Origin of the sequence: Stieleria varia (assembly GCF_038443385.1) — a bacterium.
In the GTDB taxonomy this organism is placed as follows: Bacteria; Planctomycetota; Planctomycetia; order Pirellulales; family Pirellulaceae; genus Stieleria; species Stieleria varia.
This window is the reverse complement of the sequence record NZ_CP151726.1, coordinates 9,204,425-9,228,488: the sequence shown is the minus strand read 5'-3', so window position 1 is coordinate 9,228,488 and position 24,064 is coordinate 9,204,425. Positions and strand designations below refer to the sequence as shown.

21 protein-coding genes and 1 tRNA gene are annotated in these 24,064 nt (G+C 54.6%); 15 read left to right on the top strand and 7 right to left on the bottom strand.

Annotated elements, in window-relative coordinates:
• The first annotated feature begins 66 nt into the window (after positions 1-66).
• Both Pla52nx_RS31225 and Pla52nx_RS31220 read left to right on the top strand, forming a co-directional pair.
• Positions 67-927, top strand: coding sequence for a phosphoenolpyruvate hydrolase family protein (locus Pla52nx_RS31225; protein WP_146519334.1), 861 nt, complete (start codon positions 67-69; stop codon positions 925-927).
• Positions 928-1,688: 761 nt separating this feature from the next.
• Positions 1,689-2,714, top strand: coding sequence for a glutamine synthetase beta-grasp domain-containing protein (locus Pla52nx_RS31220; protein WP_146519335.1), 1,026 nt, complete (start codon positions 1,689-1,691; stop codon positions 2,712-2,714).
• Positions 2,715-3,036: 322 nt separating this feature from the next.
• On the opposite strand, the gene Pla52nx_RS31215 is transcribed toward Pla52nx_RS31220, so the two are convergent.
• Positions 3,037-3,828: a hypothetical protein gene (locus Pla52nx_RS31215; RefSeq protein ID WP_146519336.1), complete on the bottom strand. Its 792-nt coding sequence runs from the start codon at positions 3,826-3,828 to the stop codon at positions 3,037-3,039.
• Between the two features lie 174 nt (positions 3,829-4,002).
• Here Pla52nx_RS31215 and Pla52nx_RS31210 point away from each other — a divergent pair, with 174 nt between their 5' ends.
• Positions 4,003-4,989 (top strand): ThuA domain-containing protein, encoded by a 987-nt coding sequence (locus Pla52nx_RS31210; protein WP_146519337.1) that lies wholly within the window; start codon positions 4,003-4,005, stop codon positions 4,987-4,989.
• Between the two features lie 61 nt (positions 4,990-5,050).
• Here Pla52nx_RS31210 and Pla52nx_RS31205 read toward each other — a convergent pair whose 3' ends face one another.
• Positions 5,051-6,601 (bottom strand): DUF4832 domain-containing protein, encoded by a 1,551-nt coding sequence (locus tag Pla52nx_RS31205; RefSeq protein WP_197454445.1) that lies wholly within the window; start codon positions 6,599-6,601, stop codon positions 5,051-5,053.
• Between the two features lie 14 nt (positions 6,602-6,615).
• Between Pla52nx_RS31205 and Pla52nx_RS31200 the strand changes: the two genes are divergently transcribed.
• The 4 genes from Pla52nx_RS31200 (at position 6,616) to Pla52nx_RS31185 (ending at position 10,999) form a co-directional block, all read left to right on the top strand.
• On the top strand, positions 6,616-9,411 hold the full coding sequence (locus Pla52nx_RS31200) for a hypothetical protein (protein WP_146519339.1): 2,796 nt from the start codon (positions 6,616-6,618) through the stop codon (positions 9,409-9,411).
• A gap of 290 nt (positions 9,412-9,701) precedes the next feature.
• Positions 9,702-10,538: a hypothetical protein gene (locus tag Pla52nx_RS31195; protein WP_146519340.1), complete on the top strand. Its 837-nt coding sequence runs from the start codon at positions 9,702-9,704 to the stop codon at positions 10,536-10,538.
• On the top strand, positions 10,516-10,719 hold the full coding sequence (locus Pla52nx_RS31190) for a hypothetical protein (protein WP_146519341.1): 204 nt from the start codon (positions 10,516-10,518) through the stop codon (positions 10,717-10,719). Before Pla52nx_RS31195 ends, Pla52nx_RS31190 begins: the two co-directional genes overlap by 23 nt.
• Positions 10,720-10,925: 206 nt before the next feature.
• Positions 10,926-10,999 (top strand) — tRNA-Met (locus Pla52nx_RS31185).
• A 138-nt stretch (positions 11,000-11,137) separates the two neighbouring features.
• On the opposite strand, the gene Pla52nx_RS31180 is transcribed toward Pla52nx_RS31185, so the two are convergent.
• Entirely contained in the window at positions 11,138-11,641 is a 504-nt protein-coding gene (locus Pla52nx_RS31180; protein WP_146519342.1) for a hypothetical protein, read from the bottom strand.
• On the opposite strand from Pla52nx_RS31180, the gene Pla52nx_RS31175 reads away from it, so the two are divergent.
• The 5 genes from Pla52nx_RS31175 to Pla52nx_RS31155 all read left to right on the top strand — a co-directional run bounded on the left by Pla52nx_RS31175 (position 11,640) and on the right by Pla52nx_RS31155 (position 14,393).
• Positions 11,640-11,882, top strand: a complete 243-nt coding sequence (locus Pla52nx_RS31175) for a hypothetical protein (RefSeq protein ID WP_146519343.1) — start codon at positions 11,640-11,642, stop codon at positions 11,880-11,882. The two genes, Pla52nx_RS31180 and Pla52nx_RS31175, sit on opposite strands and share 2 nt — an antisense overlap.
• A gap of 345 nt (positions 11,883-12,227) precedes the next feature.
• Positions 12,228-12,482, top strand: coding sequence for a hypothetical protein (locus Pla52nx_RS31170; protein ID WP_146519344.1), 255 nt, complete (start codon positions 12,228-12,230; stop codon positions 12,480-12,482).
• Positions 12,483-12,545: 63 nt separating this feature from the next.
• On the top strand, positions 12,546-12,746 hold the full coding sequence (locus tag Pla52nx_RS31165; protein WP_146519345.1) for a hypothetical protein: 201 nt from the start codon (positions 12,546-12,548) through the stop codon (positions 12,744-12,746).
• 293 nt (positions 12,747-13,039) lie between these two features.
• Positions 13,040-13,780, top strand: coding sequence for a hypothetical protein (locus Pla52nx_RS31160; RefSeq protein WP_146519346.1), 741 nt, complete (start codon positions 13,040-13,042; stop codon positions 13,778-13,780).
• 1 nt (position 13,781) lies between these two features.
• Positions 13,782-14,393, top strand: a complete 612-nt coding sequence (locus tag Pla52nx_RS31155; RefSeq protein WP_146519347.1) for a hypothetical protein — start codon at positions 13,782-13,784, stop codon at positions 14,391-14,393.
• A gap of 1,755 nt (positions 14,394-16,148) precedes the next feature.
• On the opposite strand, the gene Pla52nx_RS31150 is transcribed toward Pla52nx_RS31155, so the two are convergent.
• Positions 16,149-16,352 carry a hypothetical protein gene (locus Pla52nx_RS31150; protein ID WP_231741863.1) on the bottom strand — a complete coding sequence of 68 codons (204 nt, stop codon included), beginning with the start codon at positions 16,350-16,352 and terminating at the stop codon, positions 16,149-16,151.
• Positions 16,353-16,355: 3 nt separating this feature from the next.
• Here Pla52nx_RS31150 and Pla52nx_RS31145 point away from each other — a divergent pair, with 3 nt between their 5' ends.
• Positions 16,356-17,363, top strand: a complete 1,008-nt coding sequence (locus Pla52nx_RS31145; RefSeq protein ID WP_231741864.1) for a GIY-YIG nuclease family protein — start codon at positions 16,356-16,358, stop codon at positions 17,361-17,363.
• 132 nt (positions 17,364-17,495) lie between these two features.
• Here Pla52nx_RS31145 and Pla52nx_RS31140 read toward each other — a convergent pair whose 3' ends face one another.
• Positions 17,496-18,539: a ThiF family adenylyltransferase gene (locus Pla52nx_RS31140; RefSeq protein ID WP_146519349.1), complete on the bottom strand. Its 1,044-nt coding sequence runs from the start codon at positions 18,537-18,539 to the stop codon at positions 17,496-17,498.
• A gap of 26 nt (positions 18,540-18,565) precedes the next feature.
• Here Pla52nx_RS31140 and epmA point away from each other — a divergent pair, with 26 nt between their 5' ends.
• Positions 18,566-19,528 carry an EF-P lysine aminoacylase EpmA gene (gene epmA / locus Pla52nx_RS31135; protein WP_146519350.1) on the top strand — a complete coding sequence of 321 codons (963 nt, stop codon included), beginning with the start codon at positions 18,566-18,568 and terminating at the stop codon, positions 19,526-19,528.
• Between the two features lie 165 nt (positions 19,529-19,693).
• Positions 19,694-20,173, top strand: coding sequence for a hemerythrin domain-containing protein (locus tag Pla52nx_RS31130; protein ID WP_146519351.1), 480 nt, complete (start codon positions 19,694-19,696; stop codon positions 20,171-20,173).
• Between the two features lie 24 nt (positions 20,174-20,197).
• On the opposite strand, the gene Pla52nx_RS31125 is transcribed toward Pla52nx_RS31130, so the two are convergent.
• Complete coding sequence (locus Pla52nx_RS31125) at positions 20,198-21,142, bottom strand: GGDEF domain-containing protein (RefSeq protein ID WP_146519352.1); 945 nt, start codon at positions 21,140-21,142, stop codon at positions 20,198-20,200.
• Positions 21,143-21,475: 333 nt separating this feature from the next.
• A complete protein-coding gene (locus tag Pla52nx_RS31120; RefSeq protein WP_146519353.1) occupies positions 21,476-23,878 on the bottom strand; it encodes a TonB-dependent receptor in 2,403 nt (800 codons plus the stop codon).
• Positions 23,879-24,064: the final 186 nt, after the last annotated feature.

Here is a 24,064-nt window from a genome sequence, read left to right as displayed (position 1 = left end):
CTGAGAAGCGTTGCTGCGTGTAGACTTAGCGAAACACGATTCTTCCTCACAGCCATTCGCAGATTCATGCCCAATCCTTGGACCGGAAAAGGAAATCCCTACACTCGCAACGAAGTCATTGCGAGGCTCCACGCGACACTCGATCGCGGCGAATCGATTCTTGCCGCCGGTGCCGGCATTGGAATCAGCGCCAAGTTTCTCGAGAAAGGCGGCGCGGACCTGATCATCATCTACAACTCGGGGCGATTTCGCATGTCGGGACACGGCAGCACCGCGGGATTGATGGCCTACAGCGACGCCAACGCGGTGGCGATGGAAATCGGAGAATACGAAGTCCTGCCGGTGGTGGAGGAAACACCCGTCATCTGCGGCGTTCACGCTTCGGACCCGATGAGGCGGATGTGGCATTGGTTGGGCAAGGTCAAGGAGATGGGGTTTTCCGGCGTCAATAACTTCCCCACACACTCGATCGTGGATGGGCATTTTCGACAGGTGCTTGAGGAAACCGGAATGAGTTTTCAACACGAAGTCGACATGGTGGGTTTGGCTCGACAGATGGATCTGTTCACCATCGTTTACGTGGCCAAACCCGAGGAAGCAGAAGCGATGGCCAAGGCCGGTGCCGATGCCATCATCGCGCACGTGGGAACGACGATCGGCGGCAGCATCGGCGTGACGGATGCCACGTGCACGCTGGAGGAAGCAGCGAAGCGAACCCAGGAAGTATGTGACGCGGCGAAGTCGGTCCGCGACGACGTATTCCTGTTGTCTCACGGCGGACCAATTTGCGGTCCCACCGACGCAGCCTACATCAACCAGCACACCGACGCGGTCGGCTTCGTCGGCGCCAGCAGCCTGGAACGCATGGCGTTTGAGCAATCGTTGCTGAAGTTGACTCAGGAGTTCAAGAGAATCCCGCCAAGGTAAATCCAGCAACCGTGAATCCCGCTTCCGTCGAGTCAACGCTGATTCGGAGGCGGTCCTGACAAGCTGTCTTCCAAAAACGAGTTGCCGTTCAATTTTCGTTTAACCCGTGCCCGAAGGGTAGGTCGTGTTCTAATTCGCGTCGCCTAAGGCTGCCGGTTAAACGAAAACGCCACAACCGGGTGCATCGTTGAACGGTATTGCCTGTAAACAATCTGCATTTCCCTACGATGTCACAACTCATTGCCAAGAATCTGATTGCGCTAAAATCAATCATTCGCGTGAATAAACGAGCTTAGCGTCCTATGTCACGCCCATAAGCTGCCATTTAAGTCTGTATCCCGCTCCGTAACGGGTGTCCCCGATCGCGAGTGCGGATCGGGTGCCGTTTCCCAAGCCCCGCGGGCGAATCGTCCGCTGTTCCTTCGTCGAGGGGGCTTGGTGTGACTCTTTCCACGCCGCGAATTTTGTATATGTTTATCTATGAAGCGAGCGAATCGGACGTCGCTCATTTTGAACCACCCCGGATCAACTTGGTGGTAGACCCGGAGGTGCCGGTTTGAGTGTCGAACGACGAGTGTCGGGCCGTTTGGCTTTGTTGGTGAGCCCGAGGGCTTTCTGATCCACTCCTCGCCGACCCGGACCTCGGTATGCGGTAGGTAGAACTTTGTAGGAATTTTTTGGCGGTGCACCGGCCCACGTGATGGTCGCAACGCATTGCCGCGGTCCACTCGTTTTTGATTCACCTAGGGAGAATCTATTTCATGACCAAGTGCAAGTTGGAATACATCTGGTTGGATGGCTATCAGCCCACTCAAAGCCTGCGAAGCAAGACGAAGATCGTCAAAGACTTCAGCGGAAAAGTGGAAGACGCACCGATGTGGTGCTTTGACGGCTCGTCCACCGAACAAGCTCCCGGTGGTTCATCGGACTGTCTGCTCAAACCCGTTTTCTGCACCGTGGACCCCGACCGCAAGGGCACCGGTTTCCTGGTGATGTGCGAAGTCCTCAACGCCGATGGCACACCGCACCGAACCAACGGTCGCGCCACCATCATGGAAGACGACGACGATTTTTGGTTCGGTTTCGAGCAAGAATACACCATCTGGGATCCCGAAACCAATCGCCCCATCGGTTTCCCCACCGACGGCTACCCCGCTCCTCAAGGACCCTACTACTGCAGCGTCGGATCCGGCAAAGCAGTCGGACGTGAGATCGTCGAGGAGCACTTGGAAATCTGCTTGGAAGCCGGCCTGAATGTCGAAGGCATCAACGCCGAGGTCATGATGGGGCAGTGGGAATTCCAGATCTTCAGCAAAGGCGCCAAAGACGCCGGCGACCAAATCTGGGTCGCCCGCTATATCCTGGAGCGTACCGCTGAAAAGTACGGCATGTCGATCAACTTGCACTGCAAACCGGTCAAAGGTGACTGGAACGGCAGCGGCATGCACGCCAACTTCTCCAACAACACCTTGCGCACCTGTGGCAGCAAGGAAACGTACGAGCAGATCTGCCAAGCCTTTGAGCCTCGTATCAAAGAACACATCGACGTTTACGGTGCCGACAACGATCAGCGTCTGACCGGTCTGCACGAAACACAGTCGATCGACAAGTTCAGCTACGGCGTCTCGGACCGTGGTGCTTCGATCCGTATCCCGATCGGTACCGTCGAAAACGGATGGAAGGGCTGGCTGGAAGACCGTCGCCCCGCCTCCAACGCCGACCCGTACATGGTCGCCAGCGCTATCATCGCCACCGTCAAAACGGTTCCCGTTCCCGCTGGCGTCTGATCACTCAATGACTTGCGGCTCCAAGCCGTGAATCAACCATCTAGCGGGTCGCAGACAAACTGTCTGCGGCCCGCTTTTTTCATCCGCAGTGACCGCGACCGTCGCTCGATTTTCCTGATCGATAGCCCGGATTACTCAAGCGACTCACGATAGTCGTCGCAATACGTCTGCACGAAACGGCTTGCTCGGATTGGTGCGAAAATAGTCTGCGCAAATCAGCCGCCACGCGATAGCGTCCGGTTCTATCGCCTGTACGCGGGAACCGGACGCTATCCGGCTGATAAATAATCCGGGATAGCGTCCCGAAAATCGTTTGGCCGAATCAGTCGTCCGAGCCTCGCTTCACAAATCGCACGCCCGCTCCTCGCAACAGCAATGCAAACGTCGCGAACACGACTTCGTCCGAAGCAATGCTGCTGGCAAAAACAACCTCGGGGGACAAAAGCCGGATTCCTCCGGCAGTCAGAGCAACACCGACGGCGACAACCGATACGCGTAAGGCACTGACACGCCGACCCAAGAAACACCAGACATTCAACAGCGTTGCGACGGCAAACATCAGCCCCAGCCCGATCACCATCTCGGTCCCCCGCAATCGACCGAACCCAGGAAACCAGTCCCAAAGCCATTTGACGATCGGCGCAGCGATGGCGGCAACCGCCGTCCAGATCATCAAGTCTCGGATGCTGAATCGCAGTGCTTCATTCACAGGATCGTCCCTGCCCACCACTCGCATCTCACCGAACCAAAACCTCATCGACCATCCGGTCACAACGACCACGCAGATGATGCTGTAAGTGAACACATGAAACAAAAAAGAACTGGAGTCACCCGCAACGAGACAGGCATACCAACCAATCAGTGGGCTGACGAACAGTGCTGCGAGTCGGATTAGGTGTGAACCACCCCAAACCAACAACGCACCCGCAATCGCAGAGACCGAAGAATAGGTGGTGAAGTAAACAATACCCCAGTGAAGTTGCTTGAGGGCTCTGTCTTGAAAAAAGATCATGCTTCCAAACATGGCCAACAAAATCACCACAAAAACGACGCAACCCAAGCGATAGGCCGATCGGCGATCCAAGAAATTCTGCTCTTCATTCATGTCTGCCACCGTTCGTTCACCTTTCGTACGTCAGGCTTTCTAGCCTGACATACTCAGCGCAATGTCAGCCTGGAAAGGCTGACGTACACTCGTCACCCATGGGGAAACCGGACCGACTACAATGTTGCGTCTCCCCTCAAACAGTCCACACGCCCGTCTCCTTCAAATCAATTCCCCCACATCATGAACCGACTCCGATCCCTCGTCATCGCTGTTTCGCTAACCTTGCTCGCGGTCGCCAGCGTCAACGGTCAAGACAAACTCAAGGCATTGATCATCGATGGCCAGAACAATCATACCGTTTGGCCCAAGTCCACGATGATGATGAAATCCTACCTGGAGGACTCCGGTCGATTCACCGTTGATATTCAACGCACGAAGTACACGTGGAAGGGCGGCGAGTTGCTCAAGGAATTTCCTCTCTCAGACGGCAAGTCTTACGAAGACCTGCCTGAACCCAAAGCTGATCCAGATTTCCACCCGAAATTTTCCAACTACGACGTCGTCATCAGCAACTTCGGCTGGAAAGCAGCACCTTGGCCCGAGCAAACGCAGAAGGATTTCGTGGACTACGTCAAATCCGGCGGCGGTTTTGTCGTCATCCATGCCGCCGACAACTCTTTTGGCAACTGGGATGAGTTCAACCAGATGATCGCATTGGGTGGATGGGACGGACGCAATGAAAAATCGGGACCGTACGTTTACCTCGACGAATCGGGCAAACAAGTTCGCGATGACTCGCCCGGCGCGGGCGGATCACATGGACCGGCACACCCCTATCCCATCATCATTCGTGACGCCGACCACCCGATCACCAAAGGCGTCCCTCGCGTTTGGATGCACACTCAAGATGAGTTGTATCAAAAGCTTCGCGGACCAGCATCCAACATGACGATCCTGGCGACCGCGTACGCGGACCCCGACAAAAGAGGAACGGGACACCATGAACCGATGATCATGACGATCGACTATGGCAATGGGCGAATCTTTCACACGCCCATGGGTCACGACACGGGCTCCTTTGAGTGCGTCGGCTTCATCACCGTCCTGCTTCGTGGAACCGAATGGGCGGCAACGGGCAAAGTCACCCTGACTGACATCCCAAAGGATTTCCCCTCGGATACCGAACCCAGTAGCCGAGAGTATCAAGCCGCGGCCGCCTCGAACTAACCTACAGCCATTCTCGTTTCCATCGTGTACCGTTATCGAAACGGCATCATGATGAAACGACTCACTCGATCCGGACCGTCGAAACAACGGTCCAACCATCTCGATACTCCAGATCGTTGGCAAAACGAATCTTCGGTTTGTTTTGCCATGGATCAACGATCCCCAACGCGAGTTGGTATTCACCCACAGGCACTTGCGAAAACGAGATCGATGCCTTTTCGATGATGTCGCTGTCGGGCTGCCAGGATCGAATGTCCCATGGAGATTTGACACTCGTTGCGACATTGCCCTGGGCATCGATCAGAGCGATCGTCACCGGCCACGGATAATAAAACGGTGCGACCCCCCGATTGCGAACTTTGATGGCGATCGGCGTCGGCTTGTCCAGCTCGATCGATTTGAGATGCCGTATGGCGGTCAATTGAAAGTCGTAGCCCATCTCGCGAACCAGGGTCTCGCTGTGCTGCGCGAACAGGTTCGCCCGATCGCCCAGCGACTTTGGATCAACGAGGGCCGGTCCGTAGGGGCCGACCCAAGAGAAATGGGAACGCTGCACCATTTGTCTCGTCGTCGCGAACCGATCAAGCAACCATTGGTCGGCTTTCCCGGGCACCATCTCGCCGCCGATCACATGGTTTCGCCAGTTCTGGTCGCGACCGGCACGACGGATCGTCGCCAGAAAACTCCAGTCCTCGCCGTTGTCCGTGTCTTCGGGAAACATGTCGTCATGGAACCCGATCCAATCTTGGGTCCCCGCATGACCATTCGCGGTTCGAACCATCAGTTGCTTGTCCGGAAAAGCATTGCGGTATGCAGCAATCACTCTGCGTCGGGGCGTATCGTCGGCATCCAACTCTGTTCTCGGAAAGGTGTGCCACTCGCCCCAATGCCCCAGCAGACCGAGTTGGATAAAGGCCACGCGGTGATCATCGTTGAATCGCCTGCCCATCGCGGAGATCAAACGTTCCATAGCCGCGACCATTTTGGGATCGTTGTAGTCCGGCGAAAGCCCACCACCGTACTGTGTGTACGGGGTCATTTTGACGCCTTGACCGATCAACCAGTCCGGCATGCCGCTGGGCTTGTTCGGATAGTCCGCATACACTCGCAACACGACATGCTTGCCTGCACCCTGTGGAACGTCCCACTGCTTCTGCCAATCTTCGAACCGATAGTCACCCTGATTCGGTTCCAGTTCTTTCCAACTGGCGTAGGAAAAGATCATCGAATAGGGCTGATGAATTTTTCCGGCATCCGTGTAGACACACCAACCCTTGAGCGGATTGTCGACCGCGCCATCCGCCGCTGCGGGAACAACGGTGACGATGCCCGCGGCGAGTTCTCGATTGACCGCAGCACGCTGCTCTTCGGTCAAATCCTGAGCGCTGGCGGCCCCCACCCACAAAGCCAAGATTGCAAACAACCCACCCCGTACCCCAACCCGCAACGGGATTCGCCAGAATTCCCACACCAACCAACCCATCGCAAACTCACCCACTGGATCTCTCTTTCTCAGCACCTGCAAAAAACTTCGCATTCTTTGACGGATTCCGCGCATCGTTTCTCTCCAAACGGGCTCTTCCTGGACACTTTCCGCCATTGTCTCGTGCATCGAGGACTCCATCCATGCGTCTCCCCACCCGCTCGTGTTTCTCGTTCTCATTGATTCTTCGGTTGGCGATTCTCGCTCTGGCGGCTTCCGTCATCACCGGTACATCGTCTGCTCAGACGGTCTACTACCAGATCGACGCTGGTGCACTGGTCCAGAACTTTGATCTGTCTCATGTCGTCGCCGATTCGACCCAATGGCCCCCATCGTACTCTCAGCTCAAACAGCCTGCTCGTGTCGTCACATCGGATGGCGCCGAAGTCTACATCTTGGAGCCGAGCAAGAAGAACGATGACTTCACCGATTACAAGATCGTCGGCATCAAGCAAGCCGGGGTTCCTGTGAGTGGATCTCTGTATCGTCTGCAGCCGCATCCCACTGACGCAAAGACTACCGTCTTGGCGAAATACGATTTTCGTATTGACGATGACGAGAAATCACCAGCCACCGAAGCCGATTTCTCGCGTGCGAAGGGAATGTATTTTCAGTACCTTTGGTCGGAGGAGTTTGCCGGTGCGGCAATGTTTCGGCATTTGGCCACGCAATCACTGGCAAAGGTCAATCAGGCCGCAGTCAAAAAGTCGTCATCCTGGTCACGCAACTTCAGCCGTGACGTCGACCGCACCATCGCGTTGATGAGTGGAGGTCGAGCGGTCAGCGAAAACCTGCAACTTGATCGTCAACTGCCTGCGACAACCGATGACGCAGCGCAGTGGGTGGACGTCTCCACGATCCAGGGCATCACGGTCCGCGAAATGGACTGGAAAGAACTGCTTGCCGAGCAAGCTCCCCAACTCGATCCATTGGCGCGATGGATTCCCCATGACCAATACGTCGCCTTCGTCCCTTCGTTCGACGCGCTGGTGAAACTGGCCGAACAAGGTCAATCGTTGGCGACGCCGTTGGTCCAAGCCATCGAGCCGCAGAGCCGTTCGGTGGACACATTCGGGTTTTATCAACAGCAACTCGGTTTGCCGATCAATGTTCTCACCAAACAAGTCGGCCAGTTGTTGATCGGCGAAGTCGCCATCACGGGATCCGACCCCTATTTTCGCACGGGCACCGACATCGCGGTCATCATGCAAACCATGCAGCCCGAGCTGCTCTCTCAATCCTTGCAAACACAAATCGCTGCCTCAGCGTCTCGGCACCGGGATGTGACGCGTCAAGAACGCACGATCGCCGGGATCGCCTGCGTTCATTGGTCCAACCCGACGCGAACGCTCAGCAGTATCGTTGCGGTGGTCGGAGACGTCGTGGTGGTTGCCAACTCGTCTCCGTTGGTTTCACGAATCGTCGAGTGCGAGAACAAAAAACTCAAGACGCTCGCGGAACTGGATGAATACCGATTCTTTCGCAGTCGCTATCCCCGCGGCAACGATGAATCCGCTTTCCTGATGATTACGGATGCCACGATCCGCAAATGGTGCGGCCCGGCTTGGCGCATTGCCGCTTCACGCCGTACGCGGGCGCGATCGACCATCGCCGAAGTCACGGCGCGTCACGCCGATTCCTTGGTACATCAAACCATCGATGCTCCCGTTGTCGTCGACGATATTGATCAGCTACCCTTCGCAGGCGAGATTCGGGTATTGCCCGACGCGGTGGTCTCATCGGACTACGGCACCTTGCGATTTCAGACGCCCATTGCGGAATTGAATCTGACCCGCGTCTCGCGTCAGGAAAAAAAGACCTACGAGGACTGGCGAACTCGATATGAACGTCAATGGCGTCGAGCTTTTGACCCGATCGGCCTGCAGGTCAAGATGCGTGAAGATGCGATTTCGTTCGATCTCTCCGTCATTCCGCTGATCATGGGTTCGGAGTATCGATGGTGGGAAGGCATCGTGGGCAAAGCCACGCTCAAACCCGACGTCAATGATCCGCATCCCGAGGCCCTGGCGTCGGTGCAGCTTGCCCTCGACACCAAAGGCTGGCTCTTTGCGATGGCTCGTCAGTTCCTGACGAACAACACCAATGTGCGGTTTGACATTTTTGAATGGATCGATGACTCGATCGAAGTTTACTTGGATGAAGACGTCGAGTGGATGGAGATGATGGCGGCGAAGCGGCCCGACGATTGGCGAAACTCCGACGAGTTCCATGAAATGCCGATGGGGATTTATGTCCCGTCCAAGAACAACGTCAGCCTGACCGCGTTCATGGTCGCGCTACGCGGTTTTCTCGATCGTGTTTCTCCCAACACCTTTGAGTCGGAGTCGGTGGAATACAACGGACTGAAATACGTGACGTTGACTCCTCACAACACACGAACGGGTCGAGTCGAACCGTCGGTCTACTACGTGACCACCGGTGACGGTCTGACGTTCAGCTTCAATAAGAAAGTGATCCAGCGAGCCATCGATCGCAGCCTGGCGCGACGTGATGCCAAAGTTGACAAGCCACCGGCGTTCGCTTTTCCTCCGCAAACCCAACTCAAGGTCACCGGCTATGGGGCCCGAGCCATCCTGAGCAATCGACAAACCCACTTGAGATTCACCAGAGAAAACGCGTGGAGCAACATCGCGATTCTGAATCACCTGCGTGGTCGTTATCCGGACAGGGATCCGATGAGCGTCTATGAGTACCTGTTCGGTGAAACCCTGGTGGATCCGACATCGGGAACCTATGTCTGGAATCCAGAACGCCAGACCTATCAGTCCGACCACCACGGTTATCCGCTGGAACCGATCGCCGGCCCGGTCTTGGGACCGAATTTTGGTCCTGACGATGTCATCCAAATGCAGATGTCGCTGCTGGGAGACGGCGTTCGTGCCAAAGCCGATTTTCAGCGGAACGGTGCGAAACGCTGATGAAGAACCTCCCCGCAGAGGGGTTTTGCCTGTCCGTTTGATCCGGAACCAACTGTTTATTCAGAAAAAACTGCCATCCGGCTGGGCAAGGTGGGGGAATAGGGGTTTTGATGCCGATTTCGTTGACACGTGTTTTTCTACGTAACTATAATTTCGGAGCGGTGTTCGTTTGCTCCATCAACCGACGTTAGGTTCAATGAGGGGTCCGTTACTGAACATCGCTTGGGCCAAAATCTTTTCTGCCCAATCGCTACCGTGCCGGTCTGCTTTGCCACGAGGAAGCTCCAAAAATGACTTTATTGGGAAAGGCGTTCACCGTCGTCATCTTTCTACTCAGCCTGACCTTCATGGTTTTGGCTTTGGTGGTGAACGCATCGCACCGAAATTGGCGTGATCTTGTTCTGGGAGCCACCGGGTACAAAGCAACGATCGAAGCCATTGATGTAGAGAATCAACAACTCCGTGACGCTGCCGAGGAAGCTCAGGCATCACTGGCCCGCGAGCAAGCCGCCCGCCGAACCGCGTTGGCCGCCCTGCAGACTCAGTTGGATCAATTGACCAATGAGCTGGAGCTGAGCGTCAACACGAATCAAAAACTCGAAGCCAAGAACACGGAACTGGCACAATTGGACCGAAGCCGTGCGGAGGAGCTGCAGCGTCTGACCGAAGCAAACACGATCCTGCGTGGTCAGATCCGCAAAGAGCAAGAGGACCGCGACAAGCTGTTCGCTGAGACGCTGGTGCTGACGGACAACTTGAACGAAGTCCGCGGAGTTCGTCAGGAACTGGAAGTCCGCAACGATGCGTTACAAAAACAACTCACCCGCTTTCGCGAGATCGCGGACCACATGGGAATTCGTCCCGAAGACCCATTGGACGGTGCTCCGCCGGAGCGTAACGGCAATATTTTGGTCGTGGATCGTCCCAAATCGCTGGTCGAAGTTTCGATCGGCTACGATGACGGACTTCGCAAAGGCCATTTCTTGAACGTGACCCGTGACGGTCGCTTCATCACTCGTCTGCGTGTTCGTGAGACGGACCCGAATCGTTCGGTGGCCGAGATCATGCGAGACTACAACGAAGGCATCATTTTGGAGGGCGATCGTGTCGACACTTCCATCGACTGAAAACCGTAAACAGCCCCCAAGCGTTTACACCGTGATGCTGTTGCTCAGCATGCTGTTCATGCTGATCGCCGTGATCGCAATGATCATCGAGATGCGTCGTTGGGCCCCGGATTACTTCCGCACCAACTCCGCACGCCCCACCACCATGGTCGTCCAGTCCCCATCGCAGCATTTGCTCTAATGTCCAATCGCCTCAAGCGATAGACGGGCCGTCCGTTTCCGTTGGTTTCACCTGCAAACGCTCAAGAATTTGCTTTGGAAACCCGAAACGACAAGTTCAGGCGGATTGGAAAGTTGCCGACTTTTCGCCCGGCGGGCGTTGGGGTAAACTTCCACGCACACGAGACGGCGGAGAAGCTTCGGCACCCACCGATCTCAGCCAAAAACGGCGGCATAGCTCAGCTGGTTAGAGCAGCGGAATCATAATCCGCGTGTCGGGGGTTCGAGTCCCTCTGCCGCTATCTTTCTCTTTTGACAGCTCGCGACAGCTTGAGCCGTCCCCGGTCAAAACGCCCCGCTCCCCTGCGTTTCGCCCCGCCTTTCTCGGGGTTTATCGACTTGCTGCCTTCGCGTTGCTTCGCCTTTTTTCTCGCCAAAAATCAGATCGCGTCGGGGTGGCCCTTGCAGTTGATGTTCCCAGGGCGTGCGTCCCAGTAATAGATCCCGTATTTTTCCAGAGACGACACCACCCCCCACGCCAGGGGCCAGTTTCCTTCAAAAAGTTCTTCCCGATCCGACTCGTAGTCGCTCATCACTTCTTCGGTAAAGTCCGGACGTCTGCCGATATACGCCTTTCCGAAATCCAGCAAAAATGGTGGCGAAACAATTGTCATCTCGATCACTTGCAACTCGTTGTCGTGGTCGAGTAGCCTAGGAATTGTGAATCCGTCTAGCTCATGTACAGACTCGTTGTGTAGGATCTGATAGCATTCGAGTTCAGTTTCAAAGTTTCTTGCGCGTTCAAAAACCTTGACGGCAGATTCATTGCTTGTGCTCCAGACATAACCCTCTTGTCCCTGCCCAAGTAAGTGTGCTTGATCAAGAGTCATTTCGCGGAGTTTGCAAAACTCTTTCGCCCGTTCATTTGCATCTTCTTTTAACATGAAACTCAATCGATCCCCTTATTCAGCGAACGTCGCTCTTCGACTAGTAATCGCTGGGCAGGCATTAGTGCTTTCTCAAGTGGGGCCGGGTTTCGTTGTGCTTCGAGAGCAAATTTTGGAATCCATCGGTCCAGGAGAAGGGCGAGTAGATGTGATCATCGATAATAGTGTTGCATCGAGCAATACGCACTTCTTCCCTCATGGCGTTCAAACCGGCCTAAAAGAGCTGATCTATTGGTGATTCGTCCATAGTCGAAGCGTTCCATTCGCATCGAAAACCGCTTCTGCTGGTTTGTGCCAGCGAGCCAGTGACACGCTGTCAAGGTGTCCCAATCTAACCGTCATCTCAGGGTTGCGATCCCATCACCGGGTTTCTGGTCAGTGGCAGCATTGAAGAAAGCACGACATTAAACGCGACTACGCTGGGCAATGTCTTTGACCGCCGCGAAGGGATCGCGACCACTGCAACGCGGGGCAGGATACCCATGTCCATCAAGCGATTCACAAGCCACATCAGTGGCATCGTAGAAAACATCAGGCCATCGACCCCGTCCTCAAGCTTACTTCTTCCGCAACGGCATCGAGCTTGGCGGATTCCCATTTGCATGGTCGCACCGTCGTCAGTTTCGGTATCCCGACGGGAACCATCGGCCGGGCGGCTTGCTTCAACTCGATCACCGTTCGTGACGGCATCGATTGCGAACTGACCGAGGTTGATTTCGGTGGTCCGGTTTCGGTGAAGATCTGGACGCCAGACAATCGGGAAATGTGGTTCGGCATCGCGGACGTGTCCACCGTCGAGCGAGTGAACTCGGAGCGTAGGCAAACCGCCATGCGATAAGCGAGTCCACTGACGGCCCGGCGAGTATCCCTTGCCGGGCCCTTTTTATTTGAGGGGAGTATCATGGCCAAGAAACGAAAAACGCCGTCACCGACGGCCAGGCGCATCGACCCGAGTGAATACGGAATCGACCTGCCCGCGATCATTGAAGAGATCCGACCGCACTTGGAGAACGTCCCGCGTGCCGAGGTGAGCGAGCTGGCTGGGATGCCTTACCGTTCGGTCTGCAACACGCTCAACGGATCGGTGAAGCCGTCGCTGTGAGCGGTAGCGGCATTGGCCCACGCGGCGGGTGGACGCTTGGTGGTAAGATTTGAATCTAGGGAGTGAAATGAGTCGGACGTCAGAGTTTAAGGTGAAGAACCGATAAAGATGGCTAGGACGATGTGAGAATGTGTCCGGATATCGCGGCTTTCGCATTCGTTCTCAAGGGGATCGGGGCGATTTCGGGGCATTTCTCGGAGGAATAAAAACATTCCTGGATTCCCGCTGCTACGATCTAGTGCAGTCGAAAGACCGGGGAATTGCCGTTATCAAAGCGTGAAAACTAGTCAACAATGGGAAATTTAGTAAAAGACCGTCACTTCGTAGTACGTGTAACCTTAGAGTTCAAGGCCATTCCCGGATTCGTTACGCAACTGGCGGGCATAGGCGAAGAAATATTCCGAATGGGTTTTTTTGCTCACTGGAACTCGAATGCGATTCGATTTGACTTTCTTTCACAAGACAATCGCGTTGAGTTCGCAGTTAGTCATACGACAGTCTCGTTCATTGCTCGATCTGAGAGCGACTGGAAAGACTGGCGAGAGAATTTCATTGCGATGGCCGGGAAAGCATTGAATGGCTACAAAAGCATTGAATCCCTCGCGGTGAAATTTGCAAGAGAGGATTTCTTGAATGTAGGGATGACGTTCGAAGAGATGGTTGTTCTTGGCTTTGATTCAATGCTGACGGAGAGTTCAAAAATTCTTGAAGATGCGAACGACTGGATGGTATCGCTCTCGAAGAGAGATGAGAACAACCGAGAAGAAAAGATATCCGTAGGTCCATTGAACACTGAGATGGGGGTCCGCCAGCTGAAAATCGCTGCTGCCGTTTCTAAGCTGACCGAACCTGCATGGGGGACCAATCTCAGTAATTTACTCGCAAAGGTTTCTGGAGACCGATTGTGGGTCCTGAGTGAAATAACCACTGGAGATGTCAACAAGCATGATGTTGAACGCGTGCTAGTTCAGGCCGAAGAAACAGTAGAACGTCTCGTTAATCAAGCCGTAAAACGCTTTACACACGTAATCTGAAATGAATCATTTAGGAACAATTGTTGAGATCAGCGATGGCTCCGCTGGTGCGTCGTCTGCTGGAAATAGCGGGCAAGCGAGCATGACGTACCAGATAATCAACGAAGTCGGCCCATTGCTGAAGGACTCAGTTCAAGAAGCCACCTTCGACCTTCCAGCGAATAAATTTGCGACGACTATAAAGATTCGCGCCGTTGCCGATGCATCCGCCGCAAGACATGGGGAATCGCCAAATTTCGTTGCTTCGATTCGAAGAAAAGAGTGCAAGTCCCTTGCGGAAAGTGTCGCAGCAATTCCGAACCGGCCAAGCAGCGTTCCGGCGGTCGTGGCGACTCAACAGTTGCTGCGCAAATTAACGCTACTGATTGAACGAATCCAGAGTATTGCGACTGAAGCGAATTCGAGGGAGATACTTCGTCAAGTCCGCGACACGTTTTTGGATGGCCAATGGGACTTATATGAGACCCCTGGAACGGCCGACAAAGTCGCAGGAATTCTCACAAAGCTCAGTAGCCTCAGCCGGGTGGAAATGGCTGACATCAAACAATCCAGTAGAACGCTAGAGCAGTCAGGTTTCCTACTGGCTGGTTTCATGGTGAATGATGGGCGGTAAAAAACGAAAGATTCTCGTTGAAACTTCGGCCGTGCGATCTTTGGTGGGGCCAACTACATCAAAGCATCGGTCCTTGTTCCAGGACCGATATCGCGACTCAAGAGTTTATTCTTCGGTCTATATCCGAATGGAGTATGTTCGGCGGTGGGTCTGCTCAATGATCACCATCGCTCTTGCTGTGTCACGACATAGAAGCGTGCCTGAGGCGCTCGTCTACCTTGAACAAGACTTCAGCATCCGAGAGGTCAAGTCGTACTTGGCTTGTGTCGCAGAAGTGCTAGGGCAGTGTGGAGCTATGAATGACACACGGGCTGCGGCCGAGGAAATTGGGCGGTGTGCGTTCCACTGGGCGGAACGTTTTGATCGGTTGCTAGGTTCACAGATCCAGAATCGCAGTCGGTGCATGCGTGGCAATAATCAGTTGCAAATTACCAGCTTCGAAACATTGATGGACGAACTCGCTCAGTTTCATATTCGGTTTTCTACGCCAGTCTTTGACTGCGATGTGAACGATTTCTTGAAAATGGACGACCCTAGATCACAGTGCCACAGACTTCTTGATTCACTTACCGAGAAGGAGGTTTCTTGCCTGAAGACCTTGCGGGAGTACGTCGAAAAGAAAACTTGCGTCACATGCACACAGTGCGAGCGTATCGGAGATCTAGTGATCTCGCTAGAACAAACTAAATCGTACACCCTAGTGCACACGGATAACTCGTTTAGTCATCTATGTGACGCGAGGGGGATGCCCCACGAGGTTTTGCCGTCGGTCCGAGGAACTGAAAAGCTCAACTAGCACCATGCGCCTTTCGGAATGGTAGCTGCCTACAGACGAATCCACCGTGCAGCAATCCAAGGAAAAGCGGCCATCAAATGCACTTCCAAAACGATGTCTGGCGGCGTGACTGTAAAGGACGGCGTCGTATCATGGTTAGGTAAAGGCTGTAGCCATTAGTAGTGGCGATCCGAACCACTCCAAATCAACGGCAACGATTGACCGATCAGATGCATTCTTGACTGTTGAGCAAGCGTTTCTCATTGCGCCGGCGGCAAACGCCACACGGCTCGTAAGCTGATCTCGCTCGCGACAACGGGATTGCAATTCGCGAATCATGCAGGTGACGACAGCCAGCGGTGTGATAGTTCGTACCCGTCTCGGTGATGTAAACGGTCGTGTCCGTTCCGCGGATCGATTCGATATTCTGGGGAAGTGACGAAGGAACTCTCTGGCCGTTGCGGTAGTCCCAAGGGGCAACGCGTCGTGCGTCCACCCACAAGCCAGCATTGCGGCCACGAGCGTCGTTCTGGATTCCTGCCAGCGTCGCACTCCACGTCGCGTCGGGGAGGCGGTAACGATGTACGGGTAAGGTGAGCCCAGGGAAACCAACAAACTATGCAAAGATAATAGTTGTTGTTGTGATCGAATTGCTCATTCACTCCAGCCCGATGAGATTGCACTACAATTTCGGCTCAAATGAATGTGGTTTCATCAAAAGGCCGGGATAGACAGGGCAAATGGATTCTGAACAAAAAGTCGCGAGGTTTTGCTCGGAATGTGGTCAACGGGTTGTTGCAGCATCTCAGACGTTAGAGAAGCCCCAAATCTGCCCAAAATGCAAGACCAGAGTCTACTTCCTAGACTACTCGCGAGATCCTATTCCTTCGCTTGAGAAATACAGGTCTGAAGGAAGGCAGCGAGATCCTGACGTTGACCGAAAATTGGCGGCGATTGTGGCTGCGGGAACCATCGCGATCCTATTCATTGCCGTGATTGCCGTCCTGTTTTCGCAGATCACTATCTTTTTCGTTTTGGCTGGAATTTGTCTCATCGTCGGTATTGTCGCCATCAGTCTTTCGCTTGACATAAAGAGCCGAGTAGTCGCTGCGAATACCGCGATTGATGAACTGCAGCGACGAACAGAGTTCCACGAACACAATCAAGCGAAGCTGATTGGGCACGCGATGGGATTTCAGAAGAACTTTCGAGAGCTGATTGAGACCGAAAATCTTCGGTTGCAACAGCAATTCGAATTGATTCTTGAAGAAGCCAAAGTTGACCGGGAACGAGCAGCGAGAGAGTTGGAGAACGCGAAAGAATATGCGTCTGCAGCGTCTGAAATCAGCAAGCGTCTATTCACTGAAGTGCGAAAGAGCATCAAGTCAAAACTGACCCCGAACAACTACGCGATACAGAAGCATCGGTTTCAAAAGATGGTTGAATTCTGTGAAAAGAAGGGGTATCCGATTGAACAGGATGTGATTTTGCAATTTGAAGCTGAATTGAAATCCGACTACGAGGAAGCCGTTCGGAGCCAACTTGCCAAAGAAGAACAGGCCAGAATCAAAGAGAAGTTAAGAGAAGAGTTGCGGGCCGAGAGGGAGCTTGAGCAAGAACTGAAACGAGCTGAGGCCGATCGCATTGCAATCGAGAAGGCAATAGCTGAGGCACTGGCACGCACCCATGATGAGCATTCGGCCGAAGTGGAAGTGCTACGACAGAAACTTTCAGAAGCGGAAGCAAGATCTCAACGTGCACAATCAATGGCGCAGCTCACCAAGGCAGGGCATGTCTACGTGATTTCCAACATCGGCAGCTTCGGCGAGGGCGTGTTCAAAATTGGATTGACTCGGCGATTACAGCCGATGGATCGCATCATCGAGCTCGGGGATGCCTCCGTGCCGTTTCCTTTTGACGTTCACATGATGATTTCAAGCAGCGACGCACCTGCTCTGGAGGCCGCTCTGCATCGCAGATTCAAAAGACAAAGAGTTAACCGAGTCAACTTGCGAAAAGAGTTTTTTCGAGTGTCAATCGAGAGTATCGCGGAGGTCGTCAAGGAGTTCCAGGGAGATGTTGACTACGTGGCATCCCCGGAAGCATTGGAGTACAACGAAACGCTCCAAATGTCAGACGAAGATTTCGAGTTTGTATCCTCACAAGTTGACATCGAAAGTCTGCCCGAAGAATGATTGACGAAGGCTAGGGCGTCAACACCGTGGTAGCTTTGGCCGGGTTTGGCTTTTTTCTTGCGCCTCGTTTCTGGCCATGTCTCGCATTGACTGCTTCGGGTTTTACTTCGGCAGTTGAATGGTGGATTTGGTTCATCCGCCGATGAAGCGGTCGTACAGCATTCGGGCCGTGGAAACGTCTGTCGTGCCTTGCACGACGACGCGGCCGTCACGAAATAAGGTCACGCTCTGTGCGTCGCTGGGAAAGAGCCTTACAAAGAATCGCGTTGATTGCACGCGTCCTGAGTTCGACCAACGCTTAGCCACCGCGGCCAAATCGACAGGTGATGCAGTCGGCCGGCTGATTTGGACGGCGTCGCGACCGCACAGCACGCCGTCACCCGTTGTCAATCGTTCTCCATCCAAGAATTCGTATCGGTGATGGCGGCAAGCGGGACAGTTTTCCGAAAGCTCTGCACTGAGCTTCACTTGACGTACGCGATTGTTCCAGAAATCGATGGACAGCACATCTTCGCTCACCTGCTGCTCGTTCCCCGAAATCCACTTGATCGCCTCGGTCGCTTGCAAGCTGGCGATGGCGTGAGTCGCCGATCCGAGGACTCCTACTGAATCACAAGTGTCTACCGATGCGGCGGGCGGCAAGTCGGGGACGAGGCATCGAAAACACGGCGGACCGTCACCTCGAAACAATCGCACTTGACCGGCACCGCCGACGCAGCCGCCGTGTACCCATGGCTTGCCGTTTTTGAGCGACCAATCGTTGAGCAAGAAACGGATCGCAAAATTATCTGTGGCATCAATGACCAGATCGACACCGCTGAGCAGTTCGCTGATGTTGTCGGGCGTGACATCTGCGACACGGGGTTCGAGCTTCACTTGATCGTTGATCAATGCCAAGTGTTCACACGCCGCTTGCGACTTGCTGACCGCGTCGCTAGCGTCACGTTGATCGAACAACGCCTGACGCTGCAAATTGGTCCACTCGACGACATCGCGATCAATGATTCGCAAGCACCCCACTCCGGCGCGGACCAAGATTTCCGCTGCGACAGTGCCCAACGCACCGCAACCCAGCGTGGCGATGGTAGATTGGCTGATCCGTTGCTGCCCCTGGGTGCCGATGGGGGCAAATTGGACTTGGCGAGCGTAGCGGTCTTGATGAATTGACTTTGACATTGCACTGCCCATTAGAATCAACCTTGATGACTCCGCAACTCCAGCACCTGCAAGACCGAGCCGAACTGCTGCGATTCATTCGCCAATTCTTTGATTCTCGTGGATTCTTAGAGGTTCAGCCTCCAAGCCTGTGTCGTGATTGCGTGGTGGATCCCTACATCGACCCTATCACGGTCAGTTCTGGGCAGTTCGGGATCGGACATCCCGAGTTGGCGGCAACCTACTATTTGCAAACATCGCCTGAGTCGGCGATGAAGAGAATGTTGGCAGCTGGCGCACCATCCATCTACAGCATCGGTCCCGTGTTTCGTTTGGGTGAGCGGGGCCCGCGTCACAATCTCGAATTCACGATGTTGGAATGGTACGAGGTGGGGGGCGATGCCGCGTCGGCGATCGGGTTGCTCGGTGAGCTGGCGAGCGAGTCCCTGCGGACCGAAGCAACGGAAACCGTTTCCTATCAACAGGCATTCCAACGCACCATTGATCTGGATCCGCTCGGTGCGACATTGGATGAAATCCGCAATGCCGCGGAGACCTGCGACCATTCGTTGGTGTTGTCGCTTGCCGATGATCGGGACGGACTGCTGGACCTGTTGATGAGCGAAGTCGTCGGCCCAACGCTGGGCTGGCAGCGGCCGCTGATCTTGACCGACTATCCGATCACTCAAGCCGCGTTGGCCAAGCCATCGGCAGACGACCCGCGGTGCGCCGCTCGGTTCGAACTTTTTTCGCACGGGATCGAGCTTGCAAACGGGTACGATGAACTGCTCGATCCTGACGTGCTGCTTCAACGTGCCGAAGCCAACAACCAGATGCGTTGCCAGTCAGGGCGAATGTCGTTGCAGACGAATACCACCTTGGTCAAAGCGATGCGGTTGGGGCTGCCCCAATGCTCGGGAGTCGCCTTGGGAGTGGATCGATTGCTGATGATCAGAGTGGGCGCATCATCCATCGATCAGGTGTTGCCGTTTCCGATCGAAGTTGCCTGAATCCCGAAGCAGAAACAATGGAGGCGACTTTCATCGCTGCAATAACCAACCGGAGGTACCGGTCAAGTGGAATGCGAATGAAAAAAATAAAGATGCGAAAATTGTCGCGGCTACCACCAATTCGGTTAAACTGAGTGCAGGAACTTTTGCTCAAGGAGCCACGCTATGGTTAGTAACAGGACCGCGACAAGACAAGTCACCGTCAACGCTGCATTCTTGCGAGAGATCAAGGATGACAATATTCAACTCAAAGCGTTGTGGGACAAGATTTCGGGCATGATCAGTCACCAGGAGATGGCGGCCAATCATTGGCCGGAACTGATGACCTTGTTCAACGAACTGCGTGACCAACTGGCGATTCACTTTTCGTTGGAGGAAGCCTACGGCTACTTTGACGACGCGATCAACATCGCACCGCGGTTGAGTTTGACCGCTGAGACCCTGCGTGGCCAGCACTCCGTCTTGTTCGGTCAGATCCGTGACCTAGCGGACAAGATCGCAGAAGTCGATTCAGAGGTACCCGAGCACCGAGAACGATTGATCAGACGGTTTCATCAATTCCAGACGGCGTTTCAGAGTCACGAAGAATCCGAATTGAAATTGATCCTGGAATCGCTCGACGACGATATCGGCGTCGGTGATTGATCACAGGATGGGTGGCGGCTGAAGTCAACCACAGACTCGATTACGACCGCCGCGCTTCGCCTCGTAGAGTTTTTGATCCGCTGCATCAATCAGTTCTTTGGGCGAGGTCGGCACCTCAGGGTCAGAACAGGCGATTCCAAAGCTGGCGGTGATTTCCAGCGGCCCGACGGCTGTTTGAAACGGTTCACTGGCAACTGCCGAACGACAACGCTCAGCCATCTCGATCGCTTCGGAGCGACCGGTGGCAGAAAGCATCATGCAGAATTCTTCGCCGCCATATCGAGCCAGCAAGTCGTCTTCCCGGCAAACACCGTTGATGCGTGAGCCGAACTCCCTGAGCACTTCGTCACCGACCAAGTGCCCGTAGGTGTCGTTGACGCTTTTGAAGTGATCGATGTCCAGCATCAGCACCGAGAGCACTGTTTTTTGACGGCTTGATGAGGCGATCCCTCTTTGCAGGGACTCCAACAAGTATCGTTTGTTCATGGTCCCCGTCAGGGCGTCACGCGTCAACGCGGTGTACACTGTTTCGTGATATTGTGATTCAACGCTGCCTGCCGAAAGGTATTTGAACAGAAAACTCCCCAGACGAATCGTGTCGCCTGATGCAAGAAGATGCTGATCGATGGCTTGACCGTTTACGAACGTCCCGTTTGTGCTGGCTAAATCGCGAATCATGTAACCATCCTCGCCGCGAATCAACTCGGCATGTTTGCGTGAAACGCTGTGGTCAGGCAAAATCAGTTCACAGCGACCATCACGGCCCATCACCAGTGTGTGGTCACTCAGCAGCATCATGCCGTCGACCACATCGGCAGGGTAGATTTGCACGAGGCAGCACTCACGGTTTCCCGCACCTCCGATGGACGTGTCCTGGGCTTGCATGGTCGCCTCGGCTTCATCATGAGTCTGATGAAGCAGCGGATCGACGACCGATGTGGCGGTCTGATGGGAGAGCGGGGATGACATGATGGATCCGAGCAAGGCGTGAGGGTCACACGGAAAGGTTGTGGATTCTTTTCAATTCACGTAGCCGAGCCTCTCCGAGGCTCGGAGCGTCGCGTCTCGGAGAGACGCGACTACGTGAAGAATTCACAACGTAGGAATGACACCGGGAATTGTCTTGCTGAAATCTTGGTCACGATAAACCGCCACGCCGAAAGGGAGCCTCACACTCATGTCCTGACCTCGTTGTCCCGCACAGTACGGTCTCGATTATGACGATCGCAGCGATCGTGAGTTCGGCCAGTTCAGCAAACCAGTTCAGCAAACCAGTTCAGCAAACCAGTTTAGCAAACCAGTTCAGTAGGTCAGCTCTGTCCCAAGATAGAAACCGATCCCGGGGCGGAACACGCCAAGCCCTGAGCGGTAGTCGACGTGCTCTCGGTAGAACTTGTCCGTCAGGTTCTCCACGCCCGAGGTGACCAGCCATTGGCCTGCGCGGACGTAGGATCGCAGGTTATAGACCGTAAAACCTGGTGTTTCGATCTCTTCCAAGGTCGCCGCGACTCGGTCCTGATTGTCCACGATTCTGGCCATGAACTCCAATCCCCATCGACGTCCAGGCGTGGGATCCTGCATCAAGATTCCCAGACGAGTCTCCAGCGGGTTGATACCGGGCAACGGCTCATGCTCGGTGTCCGGGGTGTCGCTGCGGTCGGCGAACCCAGACAGCCTGGCTGGATTGTCACGAGAGTGGTCACGTCCCTCGATGTAGCTCATGCTGCCAAACACCGTGAACATGTCGCTCATCGCGTACTGTCCATAGGTCTCGAAACCCGCCAAGGTGGCCAAGTCCGTGTTGACGAAGGCGGCTCCTTGCTGGAAACCGTCAATGCTGCCCGCCGGGTCCAATAGGTCGTAAGTGATGTAGTCGTGGATCCATGCATGGTGACCATGCAGTCCCATGCTGAGGCGGTCATCTTGATAACGAGTACCGACATCGACCTGATAGAGTTTCTCGGATTTCAGCTCAGGGTCACCCAACAGGAAAGTGATCCCGCGTTGCAGTGATCCGATGAACGCATACAGCGAATACAACTCGGTCAAAGTCGGTGGGCGAATCCCGCTGCCGACACCTGCGTCGATCGTCCAGCCTGGCGAGAGCTGATACTCACCGGTCAGATAAGCTCCCCCGAGGAGGAAGTCCTGCTCCAACTCGGCGTCATAGTAATCCTTCAATGATCCTGGCACGCCATCAACATACTCTTCCGCGTGGGTAAAGACGCCGTCAATACGAGCCCCAGCGGTCACCGTCAACCGCTCGGTGACCTGCTCGACGTCTTCGATATACATCCCTACGTCTACCGAGTTGCTACGAGGAATGGGATAGTTGTCGTCACCGAACGGTGATTCTGGCTCGATGTCATTGACCTCTTGATTCAAGAAAATCAAATCGGTTCCGATCGACCATTGACCCGACTGCGTCAGAAACGTGTTCTCTAAACGGTAGCCCGCCGACAACGCGTCCCCGTCGGTCACCGCATAGCCATCGAACCCGCTGACCGATTGCAGGCTCAGTTGCAGACTCGGAATTTGAGCGTTCTTACCCGGACGAAGCGTGTCGCCTTCGAATCGCGTCCGGTTGTACCAAAACTCGGCGGTGAACTGATCCGACATCATGGCCTGCGTATTGGTGTAGGTGACTTCGTAGCCATCGGTCACCAGATAGTTGAGGTCATAAACAAGACCGGGAAACTCAACATCCGTCTGATCCAGTCGCAGAAGGTTGAATTCCAGCGATTGATGATCCGACAGGTCAAACCCGAATGCAGCAAACAGATCGCGTGACTTGTAACTCGACGGCATGAAGAATCCTTCTTCACCTGTCTCGTAGTCATTGCCGGTTTGATGTCCGTAGCTGACGTGATACCCGTAGTGGTCACTACCTCCGGAAAAGGTCTGCCTGCCGTACCAGAGCTGGCCATTGGTGTTGTAGGTCGCACTGGTGCTGCCGTGCAGTTCATGTCCTCCCTCGTGGCGTGGCGAGTGAATGAACTCCAGGTCGACGAAACGAAATCCTGGACCGTATCTCGTTGCGTAAGGACCTTTGATCAAAATCAGATCCTCGATCAAACGTGAGTCGATTTTGTTCATCATCGTGTCGAGGTCCATCCGCGCAGGCGCCCAATACGAACCGGAGGCAAGAACCTGACCAACACGTTGGCCTCGAACTCGCGTGTCGCTGACGATCGGGGTTCGATGCTGAATGGTGACTCCGTGCGCCCCCTTGGACTGTTGAATCAGGTCACCGATGTCCGACGTCTTGCGACCGGTGGCTTCGGCCGAAAAGACAGCGTCTGTCGCCGGTGCCACGGCGCGCGATTGACGACTGGTGGGCAACTCGCTCACTTGGTTGACATCGCCAAACAGTTTGGAAAGACGATCGTCGCTGGACAAATCTGACTTGTGCGGCGAGGCCGAAGGGCGACTGGATGTCTGATCCCGAGGCGGTGGCAGCGGGACTTGTGGCTGTGGAACTTGAGACTGCTGGGTGGTGGCAGCATCGGCAGCGACGGGCGCCACGGTCACTTTCGGGACATCCTTGGAAACATCGACCACGTCGACCAAGTCCAACTCGGGCGGCAGTGCGATGCCTTGAGCCAAGACTGTCGAAGTCAAACACGTCGCGACACAAATCAGCGACAGCGTCAATGCGTTGCCAGGCAACACACCTGCATGATTTCGACATCGATTCCGCGACATGAAAAATCCTTTTCTCGTTCGTCAAGTGGACGCCCAATGGACGTCTCGTGCCCCGCCAATCCATGGCGAATCTACAGCAAGCATGAGGGAATCCCGTCATGCTTTGGTCGGTTTTTGACGATCCAGTATGACAGATCTCTCGCTGTCGTCTTCTATCGCCAAACATCCGCTGAGCGCTCATCAAGT

Coding starts and splice junctions, on each gene's coding strand:
- Pla52nx_RS31155 (WP_146519347.1), top strand. CDS start 13,782: ATGAATCATTTAGGAACAATTGTTGAGATCAGCGATGGCTCCGCTGGT.
- Pla52nx_RS31165 (WP_146519345.1), top strand. CDS start 12,546: ATGGCCAAGAAACGAAAAACGCCGTCACCGACGGCCAGGCGCATCGAC.
- Pla52nx_RS31200 (WP_146519339.1), top strand. CDS start 6,616: ATGCGTCTCCCCACCCGCTCGTGTTTCTCGTTCTCATTGATTCTTCGG.
- Pla52nx_RS31175 (WP_146519343.1), top strand. CDS start 11,640: ATGAAACTCAATCGATCCCCTTATTCAGCGAACGTCGCTCTTCGACTA.
- Pla52nx_RS31120 (WP_146519353.1), bottom strand. CDS start 23,878: ATGTCGCGGAATCGATGTCGAAATCATGCAGGTGTGTTGCCTGGCAAC.
- Pla52nx_RS31195 (WP_146519340.1), top strand. CDS start 9,702: ATGACTTTATTGGGAAAGGCGTTCACCGTCGTCATCTTTCTACTCAGC.
- epmA (WP_146519350.1), top strand. CDS start 18,566: ATGACTCCGCAACTCCAGCACCTGCAAGACCGAGCCGAACTGCTGCGA.
- Pla52nx_RS31140 (WP_146519349.1), bottom strand. CDS start 18,539: ATGTCAAAGTCAATTCATCAAGACCGCTACGCTCGCCAAGTCCAATTT.
- Pla52nx_RS31125 (WP_146519352.1), bottom strand. CDS start 21,142: ATGTCATCCCCGCTCTCCCATCAGACCGCCACATCGGTCGTCGATCCG.
- Pla52nx_RS31210 (WP_146519337.1), top strand. CDS start 4,003: ATGAACCGACTCCGATCCCTCGTCATCGCTGTTTCGCTAACCTTGCTC.
- Pla52nx_RS31145 (WP_231741864.1), top strand. CDS start 16,356: ATGGGATTTCAGAAGAACTTTCGAGAGCTGATTGAGACCGAAAATCTT.
- Pla52nx_RS31225 (WP_146519334.1), top strand. CDS start 67: ATGCCCAATCCTTGGACCGGAAAAGGAAATCCCTACACTCGCAACGAA.
- Pla52nx_RS31220 (WP_146519335.1), top strand. CDS start 1,689: ATGACCAAGTGCAAGTTGGAATACATCTGGTTGGATGGCTATCAGCCC.
- Pla52nx_RS31180 (WP_146519342.1), bottom strand. CDS start 11,641: ATGTTAAAAGAAGATGCAAATGAACGGGCGAAAGAGTTTTGCAAACTC.
- Pla52nx_RS31130 (WP_146519351.1), top strand. CDS start 19,694: ATGGTTAGTAACAGGACCGCGACAAGACAAGTCACCGTCAACGCTGCA.
- Pla52nx_RS31205 (WP_197454445.1), bottom strand. CDS start 6,601: ATGCACGAGACAATGGCGGAAAGTGTCCAGGAAGAGCCCGTTTGGAGA.
- Pla52nx_RS31160 (WP_146519346.1), top strand. CDS start 13,040: ATGGGAAATTTAGTAAAAGACCGTCACTTCGTAGTACGTGTAACCTTA.